This is a genomic window from Streptomyces sp. bgisy159 (genome assembly GCF_965341775.1).
Lineage (GTDB): Bacteria > Actinomycetota > Actinomycetes > Streptomycetales > Streptomycetaceae > Streptomyces.
On record NZ_CBDQZH010000029.1, the window covers coordinates 61,347 to 83,649 of the forward strand.

At 73.6% G+C, this 22,303-nt stretch carries 21 protein-coding genes; 10 read left to right on the forward strand and 11 right to left on the reverse strand.

Annotated features, from left to right (window positions below):
• Positions 1–640: 640 nt before the first annotated feature.
• Positions 641–2,332, reverse strand: coding sequence for a protein kinase domain-containing protein (locus ACSLTV_RS24985; RefSeq protein WP_435612948.1), 1,692 nt, complete (start codon positions 2,330–2,332; stop codon positions 641–643).
• Between the two features lie 248 nt (positions 2,333–2,580).
• Positions 2,581–3,144 carry an NAD(P)H-dependent oxidoreductase gene (locus tag ACSLTV_RS24990; RefSeq protein ID WP_432155321.1) on the reverse strand — a complete coding sequence of 188 codons (564 nt, stop codon included), beginning with the start codon at positions 3,142–3,144 and terminating at the stop codon, positions 2,581–2,583.
• Positions 3,145–3,243: 99 nt separating this feature from the next.
• Between ACSLTV_RS24990 and ACSLTV_RS24995 the strand changes: the two genes are divergently transcribed.
• Together ACSLTV_RS24995 and ACSLTV_RS25000 are read left to right on the forward strand one after the other, a co-directional pair.
• Positions 3,244–3,930, forward strand: coding sequence for a TetR/AcrR family transcriptional regulator (locus tag ACSLTV_RS24995; RefSeq protein WP_435612928.1), 687 nt, complete (start codon positions 3,244–3,246; stop codon positions 3,928–3,930).
• A 220-nt stretch (positions 3,931–4,150) separates the two neighbouring features.
• On the forward strand, positions 4,151–5,200 hold the full coding sequence (locus ACSLTV_RS25000; protein WP_432136703.1) for a LacI family DNA-binding transcriptional regulator: 1,050 nt from the start codon (positions 4,151–4,153) through the stop codon (positions 5,198–5,200).
• A 219-nt stretch (positions 5,201–5,419) separates the two neighbouring features.
• Here ACSLTV_RS25000 and trxA read toward each other — a convergent pair whose 3' ends face one another.
• Complete coding sequence (gene trxA, locus ACSLTV_RS25005) at positions 5,420–5,812, reverse strand: thioredoxin (protein ID WP_435612929.1); 393 nt, start codon at positions 5,810–5,812, stop codon at positions 5,420–5,422.
• Between the two features lie 141 nt (positions 5,813–5,953).
• Between trxA and ACSLTV_RS25010 the strand changes: the two genes are divergently transcribed.
• Positions 5,954–7,390, forward strand: a complete 1,437-nt coding sequence (locus tag ACSLTV_RS25010; RefSeq protein WP_435612930.1) for a dihydrolipoyl dehydrogenase family protein — start codon at positions 5,954–5,956, stop codon at positions 7,388–7,390.
• A gap of 196 nt (positions 7,391–7,586) precedes the next feature.
• Here ACSLTV_RS25010 and ACSLTV_RS25015 read toward each other — a convergent pair whose 3' ends face one another.
• From ACSLTV_RS25015 to ACSLTV_RS25030, 4 genes are all read right to left on the reverse strand, one after another.
• Complete coding sequence (locus tag ACSLTV_RS25015; RefSeq protein ID WP_432155318.1) at positions 7,587–8,231, reverse strand: peptide deformylase; 645 nt, start codon at positions 8,229–8,231, stop codon at positions 7,587–7,589.
• A 176-nt stretch (positions 8,232–8,407) separates the two neighbouring features.
• Positions 8,408–8,755, reverse strand: coding sequence for a tetratricopeptide repeat protein (locus tag ACSLTV_RS25020; RefSeq protein WP_432136699.1), 348 nt, complete (start codon positions 8,753–8,755; stop codon positions 8,408–8,410).
• Between the two features lie 69 nt (positions 8,756–8,824).
• Positions 8,825–9,274, reverse strand: a complete 450-nt coding sequence (locus ACSLTV_RS25025) for a MarR family transcriptional regulator (protein WP_435612931.1) — start codon at positions 9,272–9,274, stop codon at positions 8,825–8,827.
• The gene (locus ACSLTV_RS25030; protein WP_435612932.1) at positions 9,271–9,762 is read right to left on the reverse strand and encodes a MarR family winged helix-turn-helix transcriptional regulator; all 492 of its coding nucleotides are present in this window, start codon (positions 9,760–9,762) and stop codon (positions 9,271–9,273) included. The genes ACSLTV_RS25025 and ACSLTV_RS25030 overlap by 4 nt, the downstream gene beginning before the upstream one ends.
• 154 nt (positions 9,763–9,916) lie before the next feature.
• Between ACSLTV_RS25030 and ACSLTV_RS25035 the strand changes: the two genes are divergently transcribed.
• A complete protein-coding gene (locus tag ACSLTV_RS25035; RefSeq protein ID WP_435612933.1) occupies positions 9,917–10,882 on the forward strand; it encodes a pirin family protein in 966 nt (321 codons plus the stop codon).
• A gap of 114 nt (positions 10,883–10,996) precedes the next feature.
• Here the strand turns inward: ACSLTV_RS25035 and ACSLTV_RS25040 are convergent, their stop codons facing one another.
• From ACSLTV_RS25040 to ACSLTV_RS25055, 4 genes are all read right to left on the reverse strand, one after another.
• Positions 10,997–12,349, reverse strand: coding sequence for a DUF2254 domain-containing protein (locus ACSLTV_RS25040; protein ID WP_435612934.1), 1,353 nt, complete (start codon positions 12,347–12,349; stop codon positions 10,997–10,999).
• Between the two features lie 382 nt (positions 12,350–12,731).
• Positions 12,732–13,109 carry a hypothetical protein gene (locus tag ACSLTV_RS25045; protein ID WP_435612935.1) on the reverse strand — a complete coding sequence of 126 codons (378 nt, stop codon included), beginning with the start codon at positions 13,107–13,109 and terminating at the stop codon, positions 12,732–12,734.
• 70 nt (positions 13,110–13,179) lie between these two features.
• Complete coding sequence (locus ACSLTV_RS25050) at positions 13,180–13,890, reverse strand: tetratricopeptide repeat protein (protein WP_435612936.1); 711 nt, start codon at positions 13,888–13,890, stop codon at positions 13,180–13,182.
• A gap of 29 nt (positions 13,891–13,919) precedes the next feature.
• Positions 13,920–14,405 (reverse strand): hypothetical protein, encoded by a 486-nt coding sequence (locus ACSLTV_RS25055; RefSeq protein ID WP_435612937.1) that lies wholly within the window; start codon positions 14,403–14,405, stop codon positions 13,920–13,922.
• A gap of 209 nt (positions 14,406–14,614) precedes the next feature.
• Here ACSLTV_RS25055 and ACSLTV_RS25060 point away from each other — a divergent pair, with 209 nt between their 5' ends.
• The 6 genes from ACSLTV_RS25060 to ACSLTV_RS25085 all read left to right on the forward strand — a co-directional run bounded on the left by ACSLTV_RS25060 (position 14,615) and on the right by ACSLTV_RS25085 (position 22,288).
• Positions 14,615–14,794: a hypothetical protein gene (locus ACSLTV_RS25060; RefSeq protein WP_435612938.1), complete on the forward strand. Its 180-nt coding sequence runs from the start codon at positions 14,615–14,617 to the stop codon at positions 14,792–14,794.
• Positions 14,795–14,896: 102 nt separating this feature from the next.
• Positions 14,897–16,207 (forward strand): hypothetical protein, encoded by a 1,311-nt coding sequence (locus tag ACSLTV_RS25065; protein WP_435612939.1) that lies wholly within the window; start codon positions 14,897–14,899, stop codon positions 16,205–16,207.
• Positions 16,208–16,395: 188 nt separating this feature from the next.
• On the forward strand, positions 16,396–16,608 hold the full coding sequence (locus ACSLTV_RS25070) for a hypothetical protein (RefSeq protein WP_432136690.1): 213 nt from the start codon (positions 16,396–16,398) through the stop codon (positions 16,606–16,608).
• Entirely contained in the window at positions 16,605–17,504 is a 900-nt protein-coding gene (locus ACSLTV_RS25075; protein ID WP_435612940.1) for an RNA polymerase sigma factor, read from the forward strand. The genes ACSLTV_RS25070 and ACSLTV_RS25075 overlap by 4 nt, the downstream gene beginning before the upstream one ends.
• Positions 17,501–19,522: a M48 family metalloprotease gene (locus ACSLTV_RS25080; RefSeq protein WP_432155312.1), complete on the forward strand. Its 2,022-nt coding sequence runs from the start codon at positions 17,501–17,503 to the stop codon at positions 19,520–19,522. The genes ACSLTV_RS25075 and ACSLTV_RS25080 overlap by 4 nt, the downstream gene beginning before the upstream one ends.
• Before the next feature lie 507 nt (positions 19,523–20,029).
• A complete protein-coding gene (locus ACSLTV_RS25085; RefSeq protein ID WP_432155311.1) occupies positions 20,030–22,288 on the forward strand; it encodes an MMPL family transporter in 2,259 nt (752 codons plus the stop codon).
• Positions 22,289–22,303: the final 15 nt, after the last annotated feature.

Consider the following 22,303-nt stretch of genomic DNA (forward strand, 5'->3'; position numbering starts at 1 on the left):
TGGTTACGGCCGGCAGCGAACGGCTCGCCGGAGCAGCAAGAAAGGGCGGGATCAACAGCAGTGAGACGACCAGCGCCAATGTGGTCCTGATCAGGCGCCGGTTGCGGAGCCGGGGCCTGCGGCCGCATGAGGGAAGTACGAGCATCTTTCGCCACCCCTTGTGCGTGATGGGGTCGGTGGGGGGAGACCAGGTCCGTTGAGCAAAGGCGGTACCGGCGCACAACAGCCGGACCGACGACTCGCGGGGTCAGTGCCAGCCCAGGCCGGTCGACACGCACACAGCGGAGGCGCCCTCGGGCTTCGGTGATGCAGTCAGTGGGAAGCAGGCGAGACCCTCCCGGAAGGGCTCGCACCTGGCGCCGACGTCCGCCACGCGGGACACCCACTCGACCCGTGATGCTTCACCCGCACCACTCACGGTAGGCAACACGCCGTCAACTGTCCTTAACAGAACACCGATACCACCCGAATGGGGCAGCGCACGGGCAGCGGACATCCACCACCGGCGCAATACCCCCACCTGTTTCCCGACGCCCGCGCACGCCCCACCCAACCACAAACACCCACCAAGAAAGCGCTCCGCATGGCTCAGTGGCTCGCTTGACGAAAGACATGGAGGCACCCCCGGGTGGCCCCGCGCTCACTCGGCGCCGCGGAGGGCGACCCAGGTGGCGTGGTCCACGACCCCGTCTGCCGGGAGGCCCCGGTCGCCCTGGAAGGCCCGCACGGCGGTCTCCGTACCGGCGCCGAACGTGCCGTCCGGGTCGGGCCCTCCGTGACCGTAGCCGCGTTCGCCGAGCAGGCACTGCACCTGCGAGACTTTTCTGCCGCTGTCGCCGCGGCGGGTGCGCCCGCTCCCGGGGTAGTGCGTGCAGGGAGAGTCGGCGGAGGATTCGGCGGACTCGGCCCCCGGGGTGCTCGCGGCGGGCGCGGGCGTGGTTCTCGCGGGCGGCGTCGGCGCGGTCGCGGGCGGCGCGGCGCGGAGCGTGGCGGGACCCGGGCTCTCGGCGGCCTCCGCACCGGTCTCCGCCCGGCCGCTCGCCCGGCCCGCGGCGGAGGCCCGCGCGGGGGTGCCGGGCTCCGGCGGCGCTTCGGCCTTCTCCGGTACCGCGTCGGTCACACCGGACGGCGGCGCGACCTTCTCGGGCGCCTCGGCGGTCGCGGGACCGTGCCGCTCGCTGTGGGCGACCAGCCCGGCGGTGGCGGCGGCCAGAGCGACACCGGCGGCGACCCCGAGCAGCCGCGTCCGGCCCCGGCCCGCCGAGCGCACGGGTGCCGCCTGCTGCGCGGGGAGGCGGGGCGGGGCCGCAGCTCCGGCCCGCCGTTCCGGCGGCCGCAGCGCCGCCGCCCGCGCCACCGGAAGGCGGCGCAGCGTCTCGTACGCCCGCTGCCGCGCCAGCAGCCGGCTGTGCAGCGGTTCGGGCCAGCCGGCCACCGGGGTGCGGAGTTCGGCGGTGGCGACCAGGTCGAGCGGGGCCGGTCGGGCGGTGGGGTCCTTGGCGAGGCAGGCGGACAGCAGCCGGCCCAGCTCAGGGTCGGCGGCCGCGATCACGGCGATCGTCCGCGGGTCGGGCGGTTCGAAGGCCACCCGGTGCATCACGTCGACGCCGGTGCCGTCGCCGAACGGGGCCCGGCCGGCCGCCGCGAACACCAGGGTGCCCGCCAGCGAGAACACGTCGGAGGCGGCGTCGCAGTGACCGGTGCGCAGGTACTCGGGTGACATGTAGGCGGGGGTGCCCACCCGGTTGCCCGTGCCGGTGATCGCGCTCGCGTCGGCGGCCTTGGCGATCCCGAAGTCGATCACCTGGGCGCCCGGCAGGGACAGCAGCACGTTGGACGGCTTCAGGTCCCGGTGCACGATGCCCGCGCCGGCCAGCGCGGCGAGCGCCCGCCCCAGCCGCGCCACCAGCTCCCACACGGCGGGGGCCGGCAGCGGGCCGTCGCCGCGGACCGCGGTCGCCAGGTCGAGGCCGGGCAGGTACTCGGTCGCCGTCCACAGCAGGTCGTCGTCGAAGCCGGTGCCGCACAGCCGGGGAGCGTGCGGCGGGCCGACCCGGGAGTGCACCGCCGCCTCCTGGGCGAAGCGCCGCCGGAACCGGACGTCCTCGGCGTACTCCGGCCGGATCACCTTCACCGCGGACAGCCCCGGCCGGTCGTCAGCGGCCCGCGCCAGATAGACCCGCCCCATGCCGCCGCTGCCGAGCAGGGCCAGAGGTACGTGGGGGCCGACCCGGGCCGGATCGCCGGGCCGCAGGGGAGACGCGCCGGTCTGCCGGAGCGCGGCGGCCTCGTGCGCCGCGGGACCCGGTGGTGTTGGCCGCTGGTCGGACACGGAACTCCCGAAGTCATTGTCGCCGTACGCCAGTTCGCCCGGAAAGGGGATCACGAGGCTAGTACCGGACGGGGCCTGCGTTCAGGCTTTCCAGCACTTCGGTGGGCTCCGGCGGGCGATTCCCGGCCGGTGACCGCCGGAAGGGGGCCGGAGCGTGCTGCTCCGGCCCCCTCGTCGAGGCGCCGCGGAAGTACCGCCCAGGTGGCCGCGACTCCTGAGGCGGCTCCTGTGCGTGGCCGTCGAGGCGGTCAGGCGGCGGTGGGCTCGGCGGCGTGGTCCTGCAGTCGGGTCACGACCTCGGTCAGCTGCGCGGCGACCTCCGCGTCGTCAGCCGGGTGGGTCGCGGCGAAACGGGTGACGGAGCCCGGGATGGACAGCTTGATGTCCTCGATCACCCGGCCCCCGGCGATGCCCACCGACTTGCGGGTCTCGTCCTGCGCCCACACGCCGCCGTACTGGCCGAACGCGGTGCCCACCACGGCGACCGGCTTGCCGCCGAAGGCGCCGGCGCCGTACGGCCGGGACAGCCAGTCGATGGCGTTCTTCAGTACGGCCGGGATGGTGCCGTTGTACTCGGGCGAGAAGAACAGGAAGGCGTCGGCGGCCTGAGCGGCCTCACGCAGCTTGGCCGCGGCGGCGGGGACACCGCCCTCCACGTCGACGTCCTCGTTGTAGAAGGGGATCTCCGCGAGGCCCTCGTACAGCACGACCTCGGCGCCCTCGGGGGCGAGCTTGACGGCCGCCTCGGCGAGCTGGCGGTTGTGCGACCCGGCGCGGAGGCTGCCGACGAGCGCGAGGATACGGACAGACATGACGCAACTCCCAGGGAGGAAACAGTACCGAAACAATCCGGACCGAGGTCCGCTTAATTTCTAGCACCCTAAACGGACCGTGGTCCAGTTTCATTCCCGATGCTTTACGCTGGGTTCATGTCCGCCGTGCCGCCGTCCTTCGCGCAACCCCACGAACCACTCGGCGGGACCGAGATCCTCCAGCTCGGCACCCGCGAGGAGGAGCCGTGCCTGCGCGCCGACGCCGCCCGCAACCGGGCCCGGTTGCTGGACGCCGCGGCCCGGCTGGTCAGGGAGCACGGGGCGGCGAACCTCACCATGGAGGCCGTCGCCACCGCCGCCCAGGTGGGCAAGGGCACCGTCTTCCGGCGCTTCGGCGACCGCACCGGACTGCTGGCGGCGCTGCTCGACCACTCCGCCCGCCAGATGCAGGCCGCCTTCATCAGCGGCCCGCCCCCACTGGGCCCCGGGGCGCCGCCGGCGGAGCGCCTGAAGGCGTTCGGCCTGGCCCAGTTGCGGCACGTCCACGAACAGCTCGACCTGCACCTGGCGGCCCAGCCCGAGGCGGCCCGCCGCTTCTCCCACCCGGCGCTGCGCGCCCTCGGCGCCCATGTCACGCTGCTGGTCCGACAGGCCGTGCCCGGCGCCGACAGCGACCTCCTCGCCCTGACCCTGCTCGGCCACCTCGACCCCGCCCTGGTGTACCACCTCACCCGCCAGTGCGGCATGCCGCTGGAACGCCTGGAAGCCGCCTGGACCGACCTGGTGGAGCGCTTGACGGCGACCCCGCGGGACACGGACACCTGAGGGGGCCGGGGACGCCGGATCTGAGTGGGCGCTGGACCTGAGCGGACGCCGGACCGTTCCGGGGGTCTTCCGCCTCGGCCGCCGGGCCCCGGCCGCATGCTGTTCGTCCGCGAACGCCTACGGATTCGCCGGCGACCGCCTACGAGGTCGTGCCCACCGGTCGCCGTCCCGCCGGCTCCCGTGATCCCGGACCGGAAACCGGGCTCCCGGTTCTGCCAAGATGCCGTACGTCATGGTGCAGATACCCAACACGCCCGCGCCGCCGTCGCCGCCGGCGCCGCGCTCCGTACCCACGAGCGCCGACGTGGCACGCCTCGCCGGAGTGTCGCGCGCGACCGTCTCCTACGTCCTGAACGACTCCGGCGCCGTACGGATCAGCGAACCCACCCGCCGCCGGGTCCGCGCCGCCGCCCGCGAACTGGGCTACGTCCCCCACGCCGCCGCCCGCAGCCTGCGCGCCGGACACAGCCGTCTGGTGCTGATGCCCGCCCCGCCGGTGCCCGCCGGACCGCTCTACAGCCAGTTCGTGCACGACTTGCAGCAGGCCCTCAGCGGCCTCGATTACACCGTCGTCCAGTACGGCGCGTCCGGGTTACGCGGTGACGAGGCCGCCCGCGCCTGGGCCGAACTCAGGCCTGTCGCCGTCCTCGTGCCCGGTCCCGGCATCGGCCCCCAGGGAGTGGCCGTGCTCAAGCGCTCCGGCGCCCGGGCCGTCGTCACCATGGGGCCCGACCGCGTCCCCGGAGCCCACGGCATCGTGCTCGACCACGACGGCATCGGCCGAGCCGCCGCCCGCCACCTGCACGCGCGCGGCCGCCGCCGCATCGGCGTCGTCGTACCCCGCGAACGCGGCATGAACATGTTCTCCAAGCCTCGCCTCGACGGCGCCCGCGCCGCCCTGCGGGACACCGACGCCACCCTCACCCGGCTCGACCTCGCCCTGACCGAGGAGTCCGCCGCCGGACTAGCCGCCCGCTGGCGCGCCCTGGACCTCGACGCCGTGTTCGCGTTCAACGACGAGTACGCCATGCTGCTGATGAGCGCCCTGCTGGACGCGGGGCTGCGCGTCCCCGAGGACACCGCGGTCATCGGCGCCGACGACCTCCTGCTCGGCAGGCTGGTCCGGCCCAGACTGAGTACCGTGCACATAGAACTGCCGTCCGGCCGCGAACTGGCGGAACTGGTCGACCGCGCGGTGCGCGCCCCGGGGACCCCGCTCGACCCCCGCGAACCGCTCGGCGCCACGGTCGTGCACCGCGACTCCAGTTGACGGCTCCCGAGACGCCACCGGCACGGACCCGGCGGTCCGTTTCCGTGCCCCCGGACCCTCCTGAGCGATCATGTACCGCCGACCGCCGACCGCCGACCGCCGACCGCCGACCGCCGACCGCCGACCGCCGACCGCCGACCGCCGACCGCCGACCGCCGACCGCCGACCGCCGACCGCCGACCGCCGACCGCCGACCGCCGACGGATGGGCGTGCCGCTCTCAGGCCTCGTTGCCGGACTGCTGAGAGGCGCTCTGCTGCTCGGCGATCTGCTTGCGGACCTCGTCCATGTCGAGCCGCCGGGCCTGCCCGATCACATCGGTGAGCGCGGTCTCGGGCAGCGCGCCCGGCTGGGCGAAGACGGCGACCTGGTCACGCACGATCATCAGCGTGGGAATCGACTGGATCCCGAAGGCCGCCGCCAGTTCCGGCTGCGCCTCGGTGTCCACCTTCCCGAACACCAGGTCGGGGTTCTGCTCGGCGGCCTTCTCGTAGACCGGGGCGAACGTCCGGCACGGCCCGCACCAGGACGCCCAGAAGTCGATCAGGACGAACTCGTTCTCCGTGACCGTCTGGTCGAAGTTCTCCTTGGTCAGCTCCACGGTGCTGGTCATGACGTAAAACCCTCTTCCGGTGCTTCCTGCCGGTGGTCCCGGCAGGGGGTGTAGCCGCCGGCACAACACGGCCGGCGGACGGCGTATTCCGCGCCCCTACCCGTGTGGCCCGGGCACACACTCACCCATCAGACTGACCCCATGACGGATACGGAAACCATCGAGTACGACGTCGTGGTGCTGGGCGCGGGACCCGTGGGGGAGAACGTCGCGGACCGCACCCGCGCCGCCGGCCTCGCCACCGCGGTCGTGGAGAGCGAGCTCGTCGGCGGCGAGTGCTCGTACTGGGCGTGCATGCCCAGCAAGGCCCTGCTGCGCCCGGTCATCGCCCGCGCCGACGCCCGCCGTGTCCCCGGCCTTCGCCGGTCGGTCCAGGGTCCCCTCGACACGGCCGCGGTTCTCGATCACCGCGACGACTACACCTCCCACTGGAAGGACGACGGCCAGGTCTCCTGGCTGGCGGGCATCGGCGCCGAGCTGTACCGCGGCCACGGCCGCCTCGCCGGCCCCCGGACGGTCGCCGTCACCGGCGCCGACGGCACCGAGCGCCGCCTGGCCGCCCGTCACGCCGTCGCCGTGTGCACCGGCAGCCGGGCCGCCCTGCCCGACCTGCCGGGCCTCTCCGACGTCAAGCCCTGGACCAGTCGCGAGGCGACCTCCGCGCGGTCCGTGCCCGGCCGGCTGATCGTGGTCGGCGGGGGAGTCGTGGCCACCGAGATGGCCACGGTCTGGCAGGCCCTCGGTGCCCGGGTCACCCTCCTGGTACGCGGCAAGGGCCTGCTGCCGCGCATGGAGCCGTTCGCCGGGGAACTGATCGCCGAGGCACTGACGGAGGCCGGCGCCGACCTGCGCACCGGCACCTCGGTCCGGTCCGTCACGCGCGGCGCCGACGGCACGGTCGTGGCGGTCACCGACGGCGGCGACCGGATCGAGGCCGACGAGATCCTCTTCGCCACCGGCCGCGCCCCGCGCACCGACGACATCGGCCTGCACACCGTCGGCCTGGAGCCCGGCTCCTGGCTGGACGTCGACGACAGCCTCCAGGTCACCGGCACCAACTGGCTCTACGCGGTCGGAGACGTCAACCACCGCGCCCTCCTCACCCACCAGGGCAAGTACCAGGCGCGGATCGCCGGTGCCGCCATCTCCGCCCGCGCCGCGGGCGTCCCGATCCTGGAGTCCGACCCCTGGGGCGCCCACGCCGCCACCGCCGACCACCACGCCGTCCCGCAGGTCGTCTTCACCGACCCCGAGGCGGCGGCGGTCGGCCTCTCCCTCGCCGAGGCGCAGCAGGCGGGACACCGGGTGCGGGCCGTCGACGTCGACCTGTCGTCCGTCGCGGGGGCCGGCCTGTACGCCGACGGCTACCGGGGCCGCGCCCGCATGGTCGTCGACCTGGAGCAGGAGATCCTGCGCGGGATGACCCTCGTGGGACCCGGCGTCGGCGAACTCATCCACTCCGCCACGATCGCGGTGGCCGGCCAGGTGCCCCTCAGCCGTCTCTGGCACGCGGTCCCGTCCTACCCCACCATCAGCGAGGTCTGGCTGCGGCTGCTGGAGGCCTACCGGGACAACTGACGCCGGCCGCGGGGGTATCGCTTTCCAGGACCATCCGGCCCCGGGAGCATCCGGCGCGGGCGGTCGCCGCAGGCGTCCCGTCCCCAGGAACCTTCCGGGCACAGGCGCGTTCCGGCGCGGGCGTACTGTGGCGCAGGCGCGTCCCGCCCCAGGAACATCCGGGCGCAGGCACGGCCCGGTCGCGGCGCATGCCGGCTCAGGGCAGCTCGAACCCCAGTGCCCGCGCGGCCCGCTCCGGGGTGGGCTGCGTCCAGCGTTCCGTCATGGCCCGGGCTGAGGACAGCGACCGGATCTCGGCCCGGTCCAGATACAGCACACCGTCCAGATGGTCCGTCTCGTGCTGCACGATCCGGGCGGGCCACCCGGTGAACTCCTCGTCCACCGGCCGCCCGTGCTCGTCGGCCCCGGTCACCCGCACCCGTCGGTGCCGGGTCACCACGGCCTGCCACCCCGGCACGCTCAGACAGCCCTCGAAGAACGCGGCGCGCTCGTCCCCCGCCGCCTCGTACGAGGGGTTGACCAGAACCCGGAAGGGCTGCGGCACCCGGCCCCGGGCGTCCCGTACCTCCGCCGGGACGGTCGCCGGATCCTCGATCACCGCGATCCGCAGGGCCACACCGACCTGCGGCGCGGCCAGCCCCACCCCCGGAGCCGTCCGCATCGTGACCCGCAGCGCCGCCACGAACCGGTCGAGCAGCGCAGGACCCAACTGCCCCTCGTAGGAGGCGGTCCCGGCGCGCAGCACCGGATCGCCCGCCGCGACGATCGGCAACGGTCCTCCCGGAGCCAGGAGTTCCTCGACCTGCTCGACAAGGGACGTACCACTGCGGGGAGCTGCCATCGCGTCAGCATGCCATGGCGACGAGAGGTAAGTGGCCCGGATCCGCCGGACACGTGGGGGACACCTGCGGGGCCCGGCTCCGTGCGGAACCGGGCCCCGCCCTCGACCCTGGCGAGCCCCTGCGGGTGGCCCCTGCCGGGCCCTCCGCGGGTCACTTTTGCCGAGCCCCCTGCAGGTCACCCCTGCTGGAAGTCGCCCGCCAGCGCCGAGGCGATCCGCAGGTGCGTCTCCGCCTCCTCCGCCCGACCCTGCCGTTCGAGTGTGCGGCCGAGCAGCAGCCGGGCGTAGTGCTCCACCGGCTCCCGTTCGACGATGACCCGCAACTCCGCCTCGGCGCGCTTCAGCTGGGCCGAGTGGTAGTAGGCCCGCGCCAGCAGCAGCCGGGGCCCGGTCTGCTCCGGCACCTGTGCCACCAGCCCGTCGAGGACGCGGGCCGCGGCGGTGTAGTCCTTGGCGTCGAAGAACAGCTGCGCGCGCTCCCAGCGCTCGGCGGGCTCTCCGTGGGAGTAGTACGTGGTGTCCACTCGTGACCTCCTTCGGGGCCGACAACCGGGTCAGTCGGTTGAATATTCCACCAATGGTGTCGGCAGGAGTCAGGTGGACGCCGGCGCCGCCAGCTCCGCGTCGGCGCGCTCCTTGACGAGCGCCAGGACGCGCCCCGCGGCGGCCAGGTCCTCGGCGCGGATGCCGCTCCAGATGCGCGCGCTGACCGGAGCGGTCTCGGCGGTGACGCGGGCGAGCAGCTGCCGCCCGGCGTCCGTGGGGCGCAGCCGCACGCCGTCCATGGCCAGCAGCTCCTTGCCCACCAGCTCGTCGACGACGGCGGGAACCTCCGCCGCGTCAGCCTTGAGCGAGCCGCGTACCTCAAGGACGAGCTCGTCCGGGGTCCGGGGTGCGTCCGCCGCTATGGCGGCGCGCAGTGTGACCTGCTGCTGGAACGTGAGCCCGTGGCGGGCCAGCACCCGCTCCAGGACGCCGCGGGCGGCGTAGTGGGCCAGTGCCAGAATGCGGGCGTCGGCGGGTGCGGCGGTGGTGGTGGTCATGTCGTCCCCTGAGTGCTCTCGTCGTCGGACAGGGATGGGTCGAGAGGTACGTCGAGAAGGGTCGCCAGCGTCTCGGTGAACGCGGAGGTGCGCTCGGCGTCGAGGCCGCCGAGCGGCTCCAGCAGCTGTTCCAGCAGCACCTGGACCACGGCGATGGCCCGCCGCGTGATGTCCTGGCCCCGCTCCGTCAGTGCGAGCTGAACGGCCCGCGGGTCGCGGGGGTCCCGGGCGCGGTCGATCAGGCCTGCGGACTCCAGCGCGCGTGCCAGCTTCGACACGTAGAGCGCCTCCATGCCGGTGACGTCGGCGAGCCGCCGCTGGCTGGGACGCTCGCCGGTGCGCCGCATGCCGTACAGGGAGGCGAGCAGCGCGTACTGCGCGTGCGTGAGCCCCAGCGGAGCCAGCGCCCGGTCGACGGCGACCCGCCACTTGTTGGCCAGCCGCCACACCAGGTAGCCGGGTGTGGGGCCGGAGGATCCCTTGCTCATGAAGAGAAAGAGTACATGGCAACTATGTACATGGCTACTATTCCGCAGCTGGCCGACTGGCCGACTGGCTGGACGGCTGCAGGGACGGCGGAACTCTCGCCGGATACCGGCCACCGGATGCCGTCCGGCCCGCGGCACGGCTAGGTTGACCCGCATGAGCAACCTTGACCGTCAGGCGGTGCCCAGCGTGTGCGGCGGCCGCGGGTTCGTCGTCAGTGAACCGGTACGAGAACTCCTGAGCCCGCGCCGCGTACCGCTCGGCGAGTCCACCGAGGTACGGCGGCTGCTGCCCAACCTCGGCCGGCGGATGGTCGGCGCGTGGGCCTTCGTCGACCACTACGGCCCCGACGACATCGCCGACGAGCCCGGCATGCAGGTCCCGCCCCACCCGCACATGGGTCTGCAGACGGTGAGCTGGCTGCACGAGGGCGAGGTGTTGCACCGCGACTCGACCGGCAGTCTGCAGACGATCCGCCCGCGCGAGCTGGGCCTGATGACCTCCGGCCGCGGCATCAGCCACTCCGAGGAGAGTCCCCGCCCCCACGCCCGCTTCCTGCACGGCGCCCAGCTCTGGGTCGCCCTGCCCGACGGCCACCGCCACACCGACCCGCGCTTCGAACACCACGTCGACCTGCCGGTGGTCACCGCGCCCGGCCTGGCGGCCACCCTGATCCTCGGCTCACTGGACGGAGCGACCTCGCCCGGCACGGCGTTCACCCCGATCGTCGGCGCCGACGTCGCCCTCACCCGGGGCGCGGACGTACGCCTGCCGCTGGAGCCGGACTTCGAGTACGCGGTCCTGTCCATGTCCGGCGAGGCCCACGTCGACGGCGTCCCCGTCCTCCCCGGCTCCATGCTCTACCTCGGCTGCGGCCGCACCGAACTCCCGCTGCGCGCCGAGTCGGACGCCGGCCTGATGCTCCTCGGCGGTGAACCCTTCGAGGAAGAGCTGATCATGTTCTGGAACTGGATCGGCCGGACCCAGGAGGAGATCGAACAAGCACGGCGGGACTGGACGGAAGGCTCCCGCTTCGGCGAGGTGAAGGGGTACGAGGGGGCGCCACTGCCCGCACCGGCACTGCCGCCGGTGCCGCTGAAGCCAAGGGGGAGAGTGCGCTGACCTGCTGAAACGAGTCAACGTTGGCGGTCGATGCTCTCTCGGGACGCGGCCCGGAAACACGGGGCGTCCCGGGAGCCTTGGGCGCGCTCGTGACAGGCTGCGGCCCGCCGCGGATCAGCGCGTGCGACCAGGAGTCCATCGCCCGGCCATGGCTTCGTCGACGCGTGCGGTCAGCTCGGTGAGTCGCCCGTGCTCGGTGGCGTGGAAGTTCTGGGCGTCGACGGTGGAACGCAGTCGGGCGAGTGCGGCGTTGATGGTCGGATACTGGTCGGGCGTGCTGCACCAGGCGAGTTCGCGCAGCAGCATCGCGATGCGTGCCAGGACGGCGGGCTCGGCGGCGCCGTAGCGCAGGGGCTGGGACACCGCCAGATCCAGCAGGTCCTGCAGATCCGGCCGCCTCAGAATGACTCTCACCTGCCCGTCGTCATCCCGCAGCAGCCGGGGGCCGAGGTCGCGGCGCGCCAGCTCGCACAGCAGGGCGGCGGAGTGGGACAGGGCGTGTACGGCGGTGGTCGGGTCGTTGATTCCTGGTGAGAGGGCTTTGGCGGCGATGTCGGTGAGCTGCCGAAGCCCGAAGGCGACGTCCTGGAGGTCGGTGCGCTCGGGTCCGGTCCGCACCGCCTCGGAGGCCGCTTCGGTCAGGAGGCTCCGTGCGGCGGGGGAGAACGGCTCTCCGGTGCGCGGCCAGGCGGCTCCCATGGGCGTGCCGGCGATCAACGAGCTTCCGGGGAGGCGATCGATGATCACGAGTGCGTCGGCTTCCACGGTTGCCTTCATCAGGGCCGCCTCGTCCACGGAGGTGAGGAAGCCGGAGGCGCCGGGGGTCAGGGGCAGTACGTTCGCGGGCGGCTCCGGTGGTGCGGCGGGAGGATCTCCGGCCGCGGGCTCCCCGTCGGCGGGGTCCTGCCTCTGCGTGAGGAGCCGGCGTACGGTGCGCTCGGCGGCGGTGTGGACACTGCTCATCATCGTCTCGATCCGGATCTCACGCGCCAGATGGGACAGGAACAGCACCAGGGCGAACAGGCTCGCCAGGGTGAGCAGAAAGGCCACGGTGACCGACACCTGTGGGACGAACGCGGTCCGCCCGTCCTCGCCGGTGCGTACGGTGCGCAGCACGGTCAGGGCGTAGGTGAACGTCGCGAGGAAGACCGCCAGGGTCGTCTGGACGTACCGGTCCGCGGTGAAGGTCCGCAGCAGCCGCGGGGAGAACTGGCTGCTCGCCAGTTGCAGCGTCACCACGGTGAGCGAGAAGGTCAGCGCCGTTACCGTGACCATGGAGCCGGCGATCGCCGCCAGTACCGAGCGCGCGGCGTCGGCGCTGCCGCCGAACAGATAGTCCCTCAGCCAGGGCGGCGTGTCGTGCCGGATCCGCCCGTCCAGCCGGGGCAGTCCCACACCCGCGACGACGGCGAGTGCGACACCCAGCGTCGGAAGCGGCCACAACTGGACCCGGAGCGTGTCACGCATCGGCGCGAGCAAGGAGGGGCCGGAGCCCGGCTGGAGCCGAGGCGGTCACCGGCACGGGGAGACAGACCGAGTAATTCGGCATCAACACAAGATCAGGTTACAAACAGAAACGTATAACGCAAATGCTGGAAACCGTCTGCAAGCACATCTCGACAGTCGTCGCGCCGGTGCCCCAGGAACATCCACCGGTGCGAGCCTTCGCTCGCTGTGTGTCGCCCGTGATCCGCGCGCCGTCGTCCCCGCGCCTGCGAGGGTTGCTCGTGGACAACGGACATCTACTCAAGTCTGCGGGTCACGGTGACGTCATGGCGGAGCCGGCACCAGTGGACGGTGACCTCTCGGCTCGGCGAGTCCCCCGTCATAACGCCCAATAACACCCGATCTAGGGCCCTCCAGTCGCATGAGGGAGCAAGCGAACCGCCGCCCCACTGGCCTCGGCGCAAGCGCCGAAAGCGTCGCGGGCGACGGCGATGCGGTTGCGCAGGTCGGCCCGCTCCGCGAGGCCCGCCTCGCTCTCGACGCGTGCGCCTCCACAGGCACACGGCCACTCGGTCGGTCGCCCCTGCGTCCCCGGCGTCCACTGGGCCAGAAGGTCCAGCACGGCGATGTCCCCCAGACGCCGGGCCGACGTGGCGGCCCGGACCGCCGCGTCGAGCAGCCGCAGTTCCCGGCGCAGTGTGCAGTTGCCCCGGCAGTCGGGGACCGCCGTGCGGTCGGCGGCGACGAGTGCGCTCACGTCCTCGGCCAGCGAGGGGTCCATGGCGTGACGGCACTGTTCGAGGTCGGCGGGCGAGACGGCCCGACGGGCAGAATCGGGCTGTAGATCACGGTCAGCACTGTTCCTCCCCGGGCGATCCGCCCGAGGACACCCGGTCGCGGCAGCGGGCCAGCGACCGTGCCACCTCGCAGGTCCGGGGGTGGTCGCGGCCCTGGACCCGGACCATGTCGGCCAGCAGGGCGGTGAGCAGGGTGATCGCCGCCTCCTGGCCACCGGAGAGTTCCAGCAGTTCCGCCCTCTGCTGCCGGGTCCGCAGCGCGCGCGGGTGATCCGTGCCTAGGACCTCGGCGACCGCCGTCTGGAGCTCCGACAGGTCGGCCAGGGCCGCGGCCCGGTCACCCGCGAGTCCCCGCCAGTAGGCGAGGTTGACCCGGTACGTCAGCGCGGTCGGGTGGTCGGCGCCGAGCGCTCGCTCCGCGTCCTGCGCCGCCACGGCGAACTCCTGTACCGCGCGCCCGTGATCACCGGCGAGTCCCCGCCAGTAGGCCAGATTGTGCCGGGCTATCAGGGTGTCGCTGTGGAGCCGGCCGAGGGCGGCCTCCAGCCCCGCCACGGCCCGCAGGTGCAGGTCGACCGCGGCGGACGTGTCGCCCGCCTCACCGGACCACCGGCCCAGCTCGGCCAGGATCCTCAGGGTCCGAGGGTGCCCGGCGTCCAGCCGCCGCTCCAGAACCTCGAGGAACGCGGCCGTACCGTCACGGGCGCCGACGGCGTCCCCCGACAGGCTGCGGCACAGGGACAGACAGCTTCGCGCGTCGACCACCAGGGCGTGGTGGTCGCCGAACTCCTCGGTCAGCTGGTCGGCGAGCCCTCCCGAACCCCGTCGTCCCGCAGCGCCGCGTCGATCAGGTGGGCCAGGGCCGGCCTCTCGCGCAGCGATGCGGCGTCACTGGGCGGCCGGCCGACGACCACGTCCCGCGGCGGGTCCCCGCCCGCCGTACCGTGGTCGGGCACCGCGACCGCCCGGTCCTCGTAGGCCGCCCGCCACGTGCGTTCCCAGTCGGCGACGGAGAAGCCGCTGCCGTCGGATCCGGCGGCCGACTGCACGGCGCGCACGACGGCCAGGACGGCGTGGAAGTCGCGGGGGACGGACCGGCCGTTCAGCCACTCACCGAGGCGACGGGCGTTGACACTGACCAGACGTCCGGACGGCAGGGGCGTACGACTCGCCCGCCGGGCGAGCATTTCGTCCGAAACGTCGGGCAGTTGCCGCCGCACACGCCTCAGCGCGGCGGCGAACGCCGCTCTCGGCGGCAAGTCGGACTCAGGCGGGCGCACCCCACAACTGTAAGCGGATCAGGCGGCGTTGCGAGGTCGCCCGGCGTTTCCGCCGGCGTCCCCGGTCCGGGCCGGTCCGGGGACCTCCTCGTCGGCACCGATGGCCGCCCGGCCTGCGCCGACGCCCGCCCGAGGAGTCGGTCGCGCCCCGGACCTCCGGGGAACGAGGTACGGTCCCGCACCAACGATTCGTCGAGGAGGTACGGGGAATGGCACAGACGCAGGCAGGCAACAAGGCCGTCGGCTGGGGGGTGCTGGTGTTCGCCGGGGCGGTGGGCAACGCCGTCGGACTCATCGGAAAGGTACCGGTCGTCACCTTGGTCGCGGCCCCACTGGCGATCATCGGCGTCATCGGCCTGATGGTGTCGCGGCGCGCGCAGCGGTCCTGACGGTACGGCAGGTGGTTCAGTCGGTGGCCGGCGCGGTCCCGGGCCGCCACCGCAAACGCACACGGGGGTACGCGCATGATGTCGTCGCCGTACGTTCTGGCGGTGGCCGTTGTCCTCTGCGGCACCGCGTGGTTCGCGGTGTGGTGGCGGGAGGCCGTGCCCTTGCCGACGCCGCCACCGGTGGAGGACATCCATCCGGTGGTGGCCGATCTGCTGATGCACCGGGGCAGAGCGCTCTGCGCCGATGCCGTGCGGACGACGGCGCTGTCCCTCGCCGACGAGGGCTGGCTGGGCAAGGAGGAGCGGCCCGACGGCACGGTGGTCCTGCGCTGGGACCCCCGGTCGCACGGGCGCCGGATCCCGCGGCCCCACGAGAGGCTGGTTCGCCGCCGGGTGCGGCAGCGGGCCGACGACCGTACCGGTGAACTGCCGCTCGCCGCGCTCGGTCCCGGCGACGGCGACGCCTACACCACCTGGCTGCGCGACTTCCAGCAGGCCGTCCGCGACGAGGCCGTCGCCCAGGGCCTGGTACGGCTCGACCGGGCCGGTGGTGCCCGCCGGATCGCCTGGACGTGCTCCGTGCTGCTCGCGGCGGCCGCGGCGTACGCGTCGTTCCCGGCGTTGCCCCAGGGAGCGTTCGCACTCCTCGTGCCCCCCTTGGTCCTCCCGTTCCTGCGCCTCCCGCGTTCCCGGCCGCGGCTGACGCCGGGCGGCCGACGGGCGGCCCGCTGGTGGCGCCGCCGACGAGCCGGTGGACACCGGCACCGTCGTCGGCACACCGCCGGGCACGAGGCCGTGGCGGCACTGCCCCACCGCGCGTCCCGCCGGATCTGGTCCCGGGCCGGAGGCGAATGGCACACCACCGAGACCGAGCCGCTCGACGGGACCCCGGCGAGCCTTCCGCACCAGGTGCACGTGCTCGCCGTCGTCGCCTGCGCGGGCGGCGTGCTCGGGGCCGTGTACGCCCACGGGCCGCTGCGGACGTCGCTCGCCGCACTGCCGTTCCTGGTACTGCTGCCGATGTCGGCCGGCTGGCTGCGCGATCGCCGGCGCCGGCGCCGCTTCCCGAGCGACCTCACCTTCCGCGGGGTGGTGATCAGCCGGTTCACCCTCCGGCAGGAGCTCGACGAGTACCCCACGGTCCACATCGTCCGCTGCTGCTCCGTCGAGGACCCCGCCACCCGCCACGCCTGGACGTTCAAGACCGACGAGTCGGTCGTCGTCCAGCCGCCGGTGCGCGGGCCGCACACCGACGAGTTCACGGTCGGCGACCTGGTCGAGGTCCACTGCGACCCACGCCGCCGCAGGCTGCACCGGCTCACGCCGATCGCCCCCGCGGCCGGCCCGGCCGACCCGCCTCCCGTCGCACCCGCCCGCGCCCGCGGACGTGGTCGCCGATCCCGGCGACGGTGACCCGTCCCCCGCCCGCCCCGGCCCCCTCCGTCCGCTCTCGCGATCGCCGGGTTCGGCACCCTCCCGGTCCGTGACCCCGGGTGCGCCGCGTCGGCCCGGTGAACAGCCGCGTCGGCCCGGTAAACAATGTGGCGCTTCGCGCCTGTTACTGGACGAAGGCCCGTCCGGCGAACAAGGGAGTGCTCCCGATGCAGGGAACGATGATGTTGACGGCCGTCGTGGGTGTGGCGGCGTCTCTGCCGAGGGTCCTGCTGTTCTGGCTGATGTCGAGGGAGCGGCAGCGTATCGTTGCCGCCGTCTCGGAGTCGGGGAACACGACCCTGCTTCTGGACCACCATGGGCCGGGCCGAGCCGGAGTGACCCTGCTCGCCGGCCGGGGGGACGAGGGGGAGAGCCGGTGACCGAGCAGGCGCAGACTTCGCAAGCGGTGCGGACGGCCGAGCCGTTCGACACCTTCTTCGCCCGCTCGTTCCCCGGCATGACGGCCAGGGCCCTGCTGCTGTGCGGACATCCACAGGACGCGGAGGACGCGGTGCAGGAGGCGTACGCGGCGGCCTTCTCCCGCTGGGAACGGCTGTGTCACTACGACGCTCCGGACGCGTGGGTCTACCGCATCGTCCGGCAGCGCCTGTGGGCCGTCGCCCGCGACCGGTCGCGGACCCGCCCGGCGGCGCCGGACTCCCTCCAGCCGCCTCCCGCGGCCGGAGTCGAACAGACGGTGGAAGCCCGCGCGGTTCTCACGGCGCTGGCCCGACTGCCCGCCCGGCAGCGGACCGTGCTGGTGCTCCACTGCCTGGAGGGCATGACCCAGGAGGCGATCGCCGACGAGCTGGGTCTGACCAGGGGCGCGGTCGCGTCCAGTGTCTTCAGGGCACGCGCCAAGTTGACGAAGGCGGTGGGGATGTCGGACGGGGTGGACGCGGGAAACGGCCGTCGGGCGGGGCGCGGGAGGCACGACGGTCTCGGGCTGGTCCCCTCGCCCCCGCAGGCGAGGACGGCACGGCTCGGGGAGCAGGCCGCTGATTTCGCCGATCCCGTCGCAGCGGCCCTGCGGCGGACCGAGCTGTGGCTGCGCGCCGCGGTCGCCCGGTCGGACCGGCCGGCCCGGCAACTGGCCGCCGTACGACGCGCCTCAGCCGGGCCCGGGGCAGCGGGGCCCGAGGCAGCCGATCCCGACGCAGCGGAGGCAGGGCCGGCCGAGGCAGAACCGGCGGAGGCCGATGGGGCCAGGTCCGAAGCGGCGGAGGCCGAGAAGGCAGCGGCCGAGGGAGCAGCGGCGGAGAAGGAGGCGGAGTGAGCCGGTTACGCCGTGCGCTGCGCTCCGCCGGCGCGCTCGCCCTGGTGGTGGGGTTCTACGTGCTCGCCGTCGCCCTCCTGGGCGGCTACGCGGTGTTCGGCGTGGTCATGTCCCAGGTGGTCTTCGACCCGGACGGCACGGTCGGCCTGCCCCTCGTACTGGCGCAGATCTCCTTCACCGTCGCCGCTCTGGCGATGCTCCCTCAGCTCCTGGGCATGGGCAGAGCGGCCGGACCGCGCCCCGGCACGGTGGCCGTGGACCTCGACGACGCCTACGGCCTGTGGGAGACCGTGATGGACCTGGCGGACCGGATCGGGGTGCCCGCTCCGACGGAGATCCGCCTGACCATGGAGGCCAACGCCGCAGTCAGCGAGGAGACGGGCGTCCGGGGTGGCACGGGGCAACGGCGCCTGTACGTGGGCCTGCCGCTGCTGGCCGGACTGAGGGCCGATGAGCTGCGGGCCGTACTCGCGCACGAACTCGCCCACTGCGCACAGGGGCACACCCGCTTCGCGGCGACGGTGTACCGGGGAGCGACCGGTCTGGAGCGGGCACGCGAGGGTTTCGCCGCACCGGAGGTCGGCAATCCCATCGTCACCGTCTACGCGGGCTTCCAGTACCTGACGCTGAGTCTGTACGCCTGGATCTACAACGCCCTCTCCTTCGCGGTGCGTCGTCGGCAGGAACTGGAGGCGGACGCGACGGCGGCCGCGGTGGCGGGCAGGGAGGCCGCCGTCCGCGCCCTGGTGGGAGTGGCCACGGTCGCCGCCGCGTGGCAGGACTTCCACACACAGGTGCTGAGGCCCATGGCGGTGCTGGGACGTCTGCCGGACGATCCGGTGCGTGCCTTCCACGCCGTGCTCACCGACCCGCGGTACGGGGGACGGGCCCCGGTAGGCCAGGCGGCGCGGGAAGCGCGGCAGCCGGTGGCGGTGCGGCATCCGTTCGACTCGCATCCGCCCCTGCGGCAGCGGCTGGCCGCGCTGCGTGCGCTGCCGAAGGGGCAGGCCGAGCCGGACGTGCGGCCCGCCCACGTGATCGTCGAAGACGAAGGGCCCCTGCCGGGCCGGGTGCTCGCCGCGCTGATGCCGCCGCGGTCCCCCGGCCGTGAGCGCCTGACGCTGCCCTGGCCCGACTGGCTGGCGGAGGCCGCGGAAGCCCGGGCGGCGCGCGCGATCGAGGAACTGGACGCGGCGATGGGGCTCATCGCTCTGGCCCGCCCGACGACCGGCGGCGTCCTGGACCTGTTGACCGGGGCGCGCGGTGGCGAACTCTCCGACGCGCTGCGGGACACGGGCTGGGGAGAGCGCTGGCAAGCCGCGCCCCGGCCGGGCGTCCCGCAAGGGGCCGGGGCGGACGACGGCGACCGGACCGCCGGGTCGTGGTGGACACAGCACATGGCCGACCGGTGGCATGAGCGGGGACAGACACCGAGCGGTGACCGCGGCCGGCCGGGCCCGGACGACGTCGGGGAGCGGCGGGACACCGATGCCCGGCGGGCCCTCCTCGCGCTCGAACTGCTCGCCGGGCACGCGCTCGTGGCCGTGGGACGGGCCCGCTGGGCGTTCCACGCGCCCGGCCCCGGCCGGGCCGTGCCGGAGGACCCGGCGGCGGCCGAAGCGCTGGAAGCGGTCCCAGCGGCGCTGACGGACCCGGCGGACGCCGCCCGGCTGCGCGCCCTGCTGCTGCGGTGCGGGGTCTCGCTGGAGCGGCAGCTGAGCGCGGCGGGATCGGACTCCGCGCTGCGTCTTCCACCAGAAACCACGGAGCAGGAGTCGGGCGGAACGCCGGCGCGGCCCGCCTTCCGGGGTGCCGTCTTCCTCATGGCCCTGGTCGCCCTGCTGCTGTTCGCGCTGCGCTGGGACCTGGAGAACGAGCGGCGCTCGCGACCACCGCTGCCCTCGCTGCCGGACCGGTACCCTTCACACGCCCCGCTCTTCCACCCCACCTGCCCGCCCGGCCACCTCCCGTACGGCGGTCTGTGCGTACGGATTCCCCGGCCGTCGCCCACCGGGTGAGCCGAGGTGGCCTGCGGGGACGACAGGGCGGTCGTCCCCGCAGGACGAACCGTGACCCGCGGTTCACCGACCCGCCGATACAGAGGGCGGGCGCGCGACCGGACCAGGAGCCTGCCGGCCACCACGAGCCCGTACCGCCCCGAGACCGCGCGACGCGCGTGGTGCCGGGGTCGAGACGGCCGGTGCGATGGTCAGCGGGGCTCGTCCCCGGCCCCTGCGGCAGCGCCATACGGCCGGGTACGGCACCGGAGTCCGGTTCCGCCAAGGCGAGGGCGAGCGGGAGGGCGGCGACGCAGGTGTCGGAGGCGGGCGGCGGAGCGGTGGGCGAGTGCGGCGGCCAGTCCGCCGGCGAAGGGCGCGAGGCCGGCGACAGCCGTTCGGGGCGCGGGCCTTCCGGGGACGGGTCCGGGACGCACCGGGCGGTCCGCGTCCCCGACATGCCGGATCGATCCCGCGCGCATCTAATGGACGGCATCGACCTCCCGGCCGACACAGGAGACGACGTCCATGCCCGACAGCCGCACCGGTGACAGCGACGAGGAAGCCGCGCGCGCGGGCATCCTGCGGCGGCTGGGAGAGTGGTGCGCACGGCACTTCCTGATCGTCATCGTCGCCTGGCTGGCCGCGCTGGTGGCGCTGCAGCTCGTCAACCGGGCGTTCGGCGGTGAGTACTCCGACAACTTCTCCCTGTCCCAGGCGCAGTCGCAGCAGGGCCGGGTCGTTCTGAAGGCACACGATCCCCAGGCCGGCGGCTACAACAGCCAGATCGTGCTCCACGACGACCAGCAGCCCCTGACCGCGCTGGGTTCCCAGATCTCCGGCACGGTCGCCGACCTGGAGAAGCTGCCGCACGTGCTGTCGGCGCAGAACCCGCTGTCGGCGCCGGCAGCGTCCTCCGGGCAGCAACAGCAGCAGAACGTCGGCCCCCTGTCCGACGACAAGAAGACGGCGTACATCACCGTCCGTTTCGACGTGCAGCCCGCGACCCTCGGCGACGACTATCTGAACGGGGTCGACGACGCCGTACGGCCGCTGCGGTCGGCCGGGGCCCAGGTCGAGTACGGCGGGCCGCTCGGCGAACTCGCCCGGCCGGGCCCCGACGACTGGGTGAGCGAACTGATCGGTTTCGGCGTGGCCGTCGTCGTGCTGCTGATCGGATTCGGGAGCGTCATCGCCGCCGCCGTTCCACTGGTCACCGCGCTGATCAGCGTCGTGTGCGGACTGGCGATGCTCGGACTGCTGGCCACCGCGTTCACCTTCGCGACGGTCTCCCCGACGCTGGCCACGATGATCGGACTCGGCGTCGGGATCGACTATGCCCTGTTCATGATCACACGCCATCGGCAGAGCCTCATGGACGGCGCGGACCCGGTTCGGGCCGCGGGACAGGCCACGGCCACCAGCGGTCACGCGGTCCTGGTCTCCGGCTGCACGGTGATCGTCGCGCTCGCGGGCCTGTCGGCCTCCGGGGTCCGCTTCATCGGCCTGCTCGGGCTCGCTGCCGCGGTCACCGTCGTCTCGGCCGTCGCCGGCGCGCTCACCCTGGTCCCGGCCCTGCTCGGACTCATCGGCCGGCGCATCGACCGCTACCGGGTCCGGCGCCCCGTCGCCGAGACCGACGCCGAGGCGGGCACCACGCCGCAGGGCACCTGGCACCGTTACGCGCAGCGGGTGGAGCGCAGACCGCTGTGGTTCCTGTCGGCGGGCGTCACCGTGGTCGTGGTGCTCGCGATCCCCCTGTTCTCCATCCAGCTCGGGCACATCGGCGACGGCGCCGATCCGACGTCGTTCACCGACCGGCGGGCCTACGACCTGATGACCGACGCGTTCGGGCCGGGGTCCAACGGGCCGCTCACCGTCGTCATCGACCAGACTGACGTGCCCGCATCGCAACGCTCCGGTCTCGCCTCCAAGGCCCAGCAGACGCTCGGCTCGGTCCAGGGGGCCGCCGTCGTCACCCCCCTGACGCCCACGCAGGACGGCGATGTCCTGATCGGCACCGTCTACTCGACCCGGTCGCCGCAGAGCGCCACGACCACGGACCTGGTCAACCGCCTGGTCGACCACACGCTGCCGGCGGCGGTCGCGGGTACGGACGCCAAGGGTTACGTCACCGGTACGACGGCGGCCCAGGTCGACTTCCGCGACATCGTCGCCTCCCGCCTGGTCGTGATCATCTTCGTGGTCGTGGGTCTGGCGTTCCTGATCATCCTGGCCGTGTTCCGGGGACTGCTCGTCGCCGTCAAGGCGGCCGTCCTGAACGTGCTGTCGATCGCCGCCTCGTACGGGGTGGTCGTCGCGGTGTTCCAGTGGGGCTGGGGCGGTCCGGCGCTCGGCGTCAACGGCACGGTGCCCATCGAGAGCTATGTGCCGATGATGATGTTCGCCATCATCTTCGGCCTCAGCATGGACTACGAGATCTTCCTGCTGTCCCGCGTCCACGAGGCGTGGCTGCGCACCGGGGACGCCGAGGGATCGGTCGCGCACGCCCTGGAGATCACGGCACGGGTGATCACCTGCGCCGCCCTGATCATGGTGAGCGTGTTCGCGGCGTTCATCGTCAGCGACAACATCGTCGTCAAGATGCTGGGGCTGGGGCTGGCGGTCAGCGTCCTCGTCGACGCGACCGTCGTACGACTGCTCATGGTGCCGGCCGTGATGACGCTGCTCGGACGGCGCGCCTGGTGGATGCCGCGGTGGCTGGACCGGGTGGTGCCGCACGTCGACGCCGAGGGGGCGAAGACCGGGCCCGGTCCGGCGTCCTAGCCGTACTCGGCCGAC

Bases quoted from the DNA above. Each gene is read 5' to 3' on its own strand.
- ACSLTV_RS24990 (WP_432155321.1), bottom strand. From the start codon at position 3,144: ATGTCTGTCCGTATCCTCGCGCTCGTCGGCAGCCTCCGCGCCGGGTCG.
- ACSLTV_RS24995 (WP_435612928.1), top strand. From the start codon at position 3,244: ATGCTTTACGCTGGGTTCATGTCCGCCGTGCCGCCGTCCTTCGCGCAA.
- ACSLTV_RS25000 (WP_432136703.1), top strand. From the start codon at position 4,151: ATGCCGTACGTCATGGTGCAGATACCCAACACGCCCGCGCCGCCGTCG.
- trxA (WP_435612929.1), bottom strand. From the start codon at position 5,812: ATGACCAGCACCGTGGAGCTGACCAAGGAGAACTTCGACCAGACGGTC.
- ACSLTV_RS25010 (WP_435612930.1), top strand. From the start codon at position 5,954: ATGACGGATACGGAAACCATCGAGTACGACGTCGTGGTGCTGGGCGCG.
- ACSLTV_RS25015 (WP_432155318.1), bottom strand. From the start codon at position 8,231: ATGGCAGCTCCCCGCAGTGGTACGTCCCTTGTCGAGCAGGTCGAGGAA.
- ACSLTV_RS25025 (WP_435612931.1), bottom strand. From the start codon at position 9,274: ATGACCACCACCACCGCCGCACCCGCCGACGCCCGCATTCTGGCACTG.
- ACSLTV_RS25030 (WP_435612932.1), bottom strand. From the start codon at position 9,762: ATGAGCAAGGGATCCTCCGGCCCCACACCCGGCTACCTGGTGTGGCGG.
- ACSLTV_RS25035 (WP_435612933.1), top strand. From the start codon at position 9,917: ATGAGCAACCTTGACCGTCAGGCGGTGCCCAGCGTGTGCGGCGGCCGC.
- ACSLTV_RS25040 (WP_435612934.1), bottom strand. From the start codon at position 12,349: ATGCGTGACACGCTCCGGGTCCAGTTGTGGCCGCTTCCGACGCTGGGT.
- ACSLTV_RS25045 (WP_435612935.1), bottom strand. From the start codon at position 13,109: ATGGACCCCTCGCTGGCCGAGGACGTGAGCGCACTCGTCGCCGCCGAC.
- ACSLTV_RS25060 (WP_435612938.1), top strand. From the start codon at position 14,615: ATGGCACAGACGCAGGCAGGCAACAAGGCCGTCGGCTGGGGGGTGCTG.
- ACSLTV_RS25070 (WP_432136690.1), top strand. From the start codon at position 16,396: ATGCAGGGAACGATGATGTTGACGGCCGTCGTGGGTGTGGCGGCGTCT.
- ACSLTV_RS25085 (WP_432155311.1), top strand. From the start codon at position 20,030: ATGCCCGACAGCCGCACCGGTGACAGCGACGAGGAAGCCGCGCGCGCG.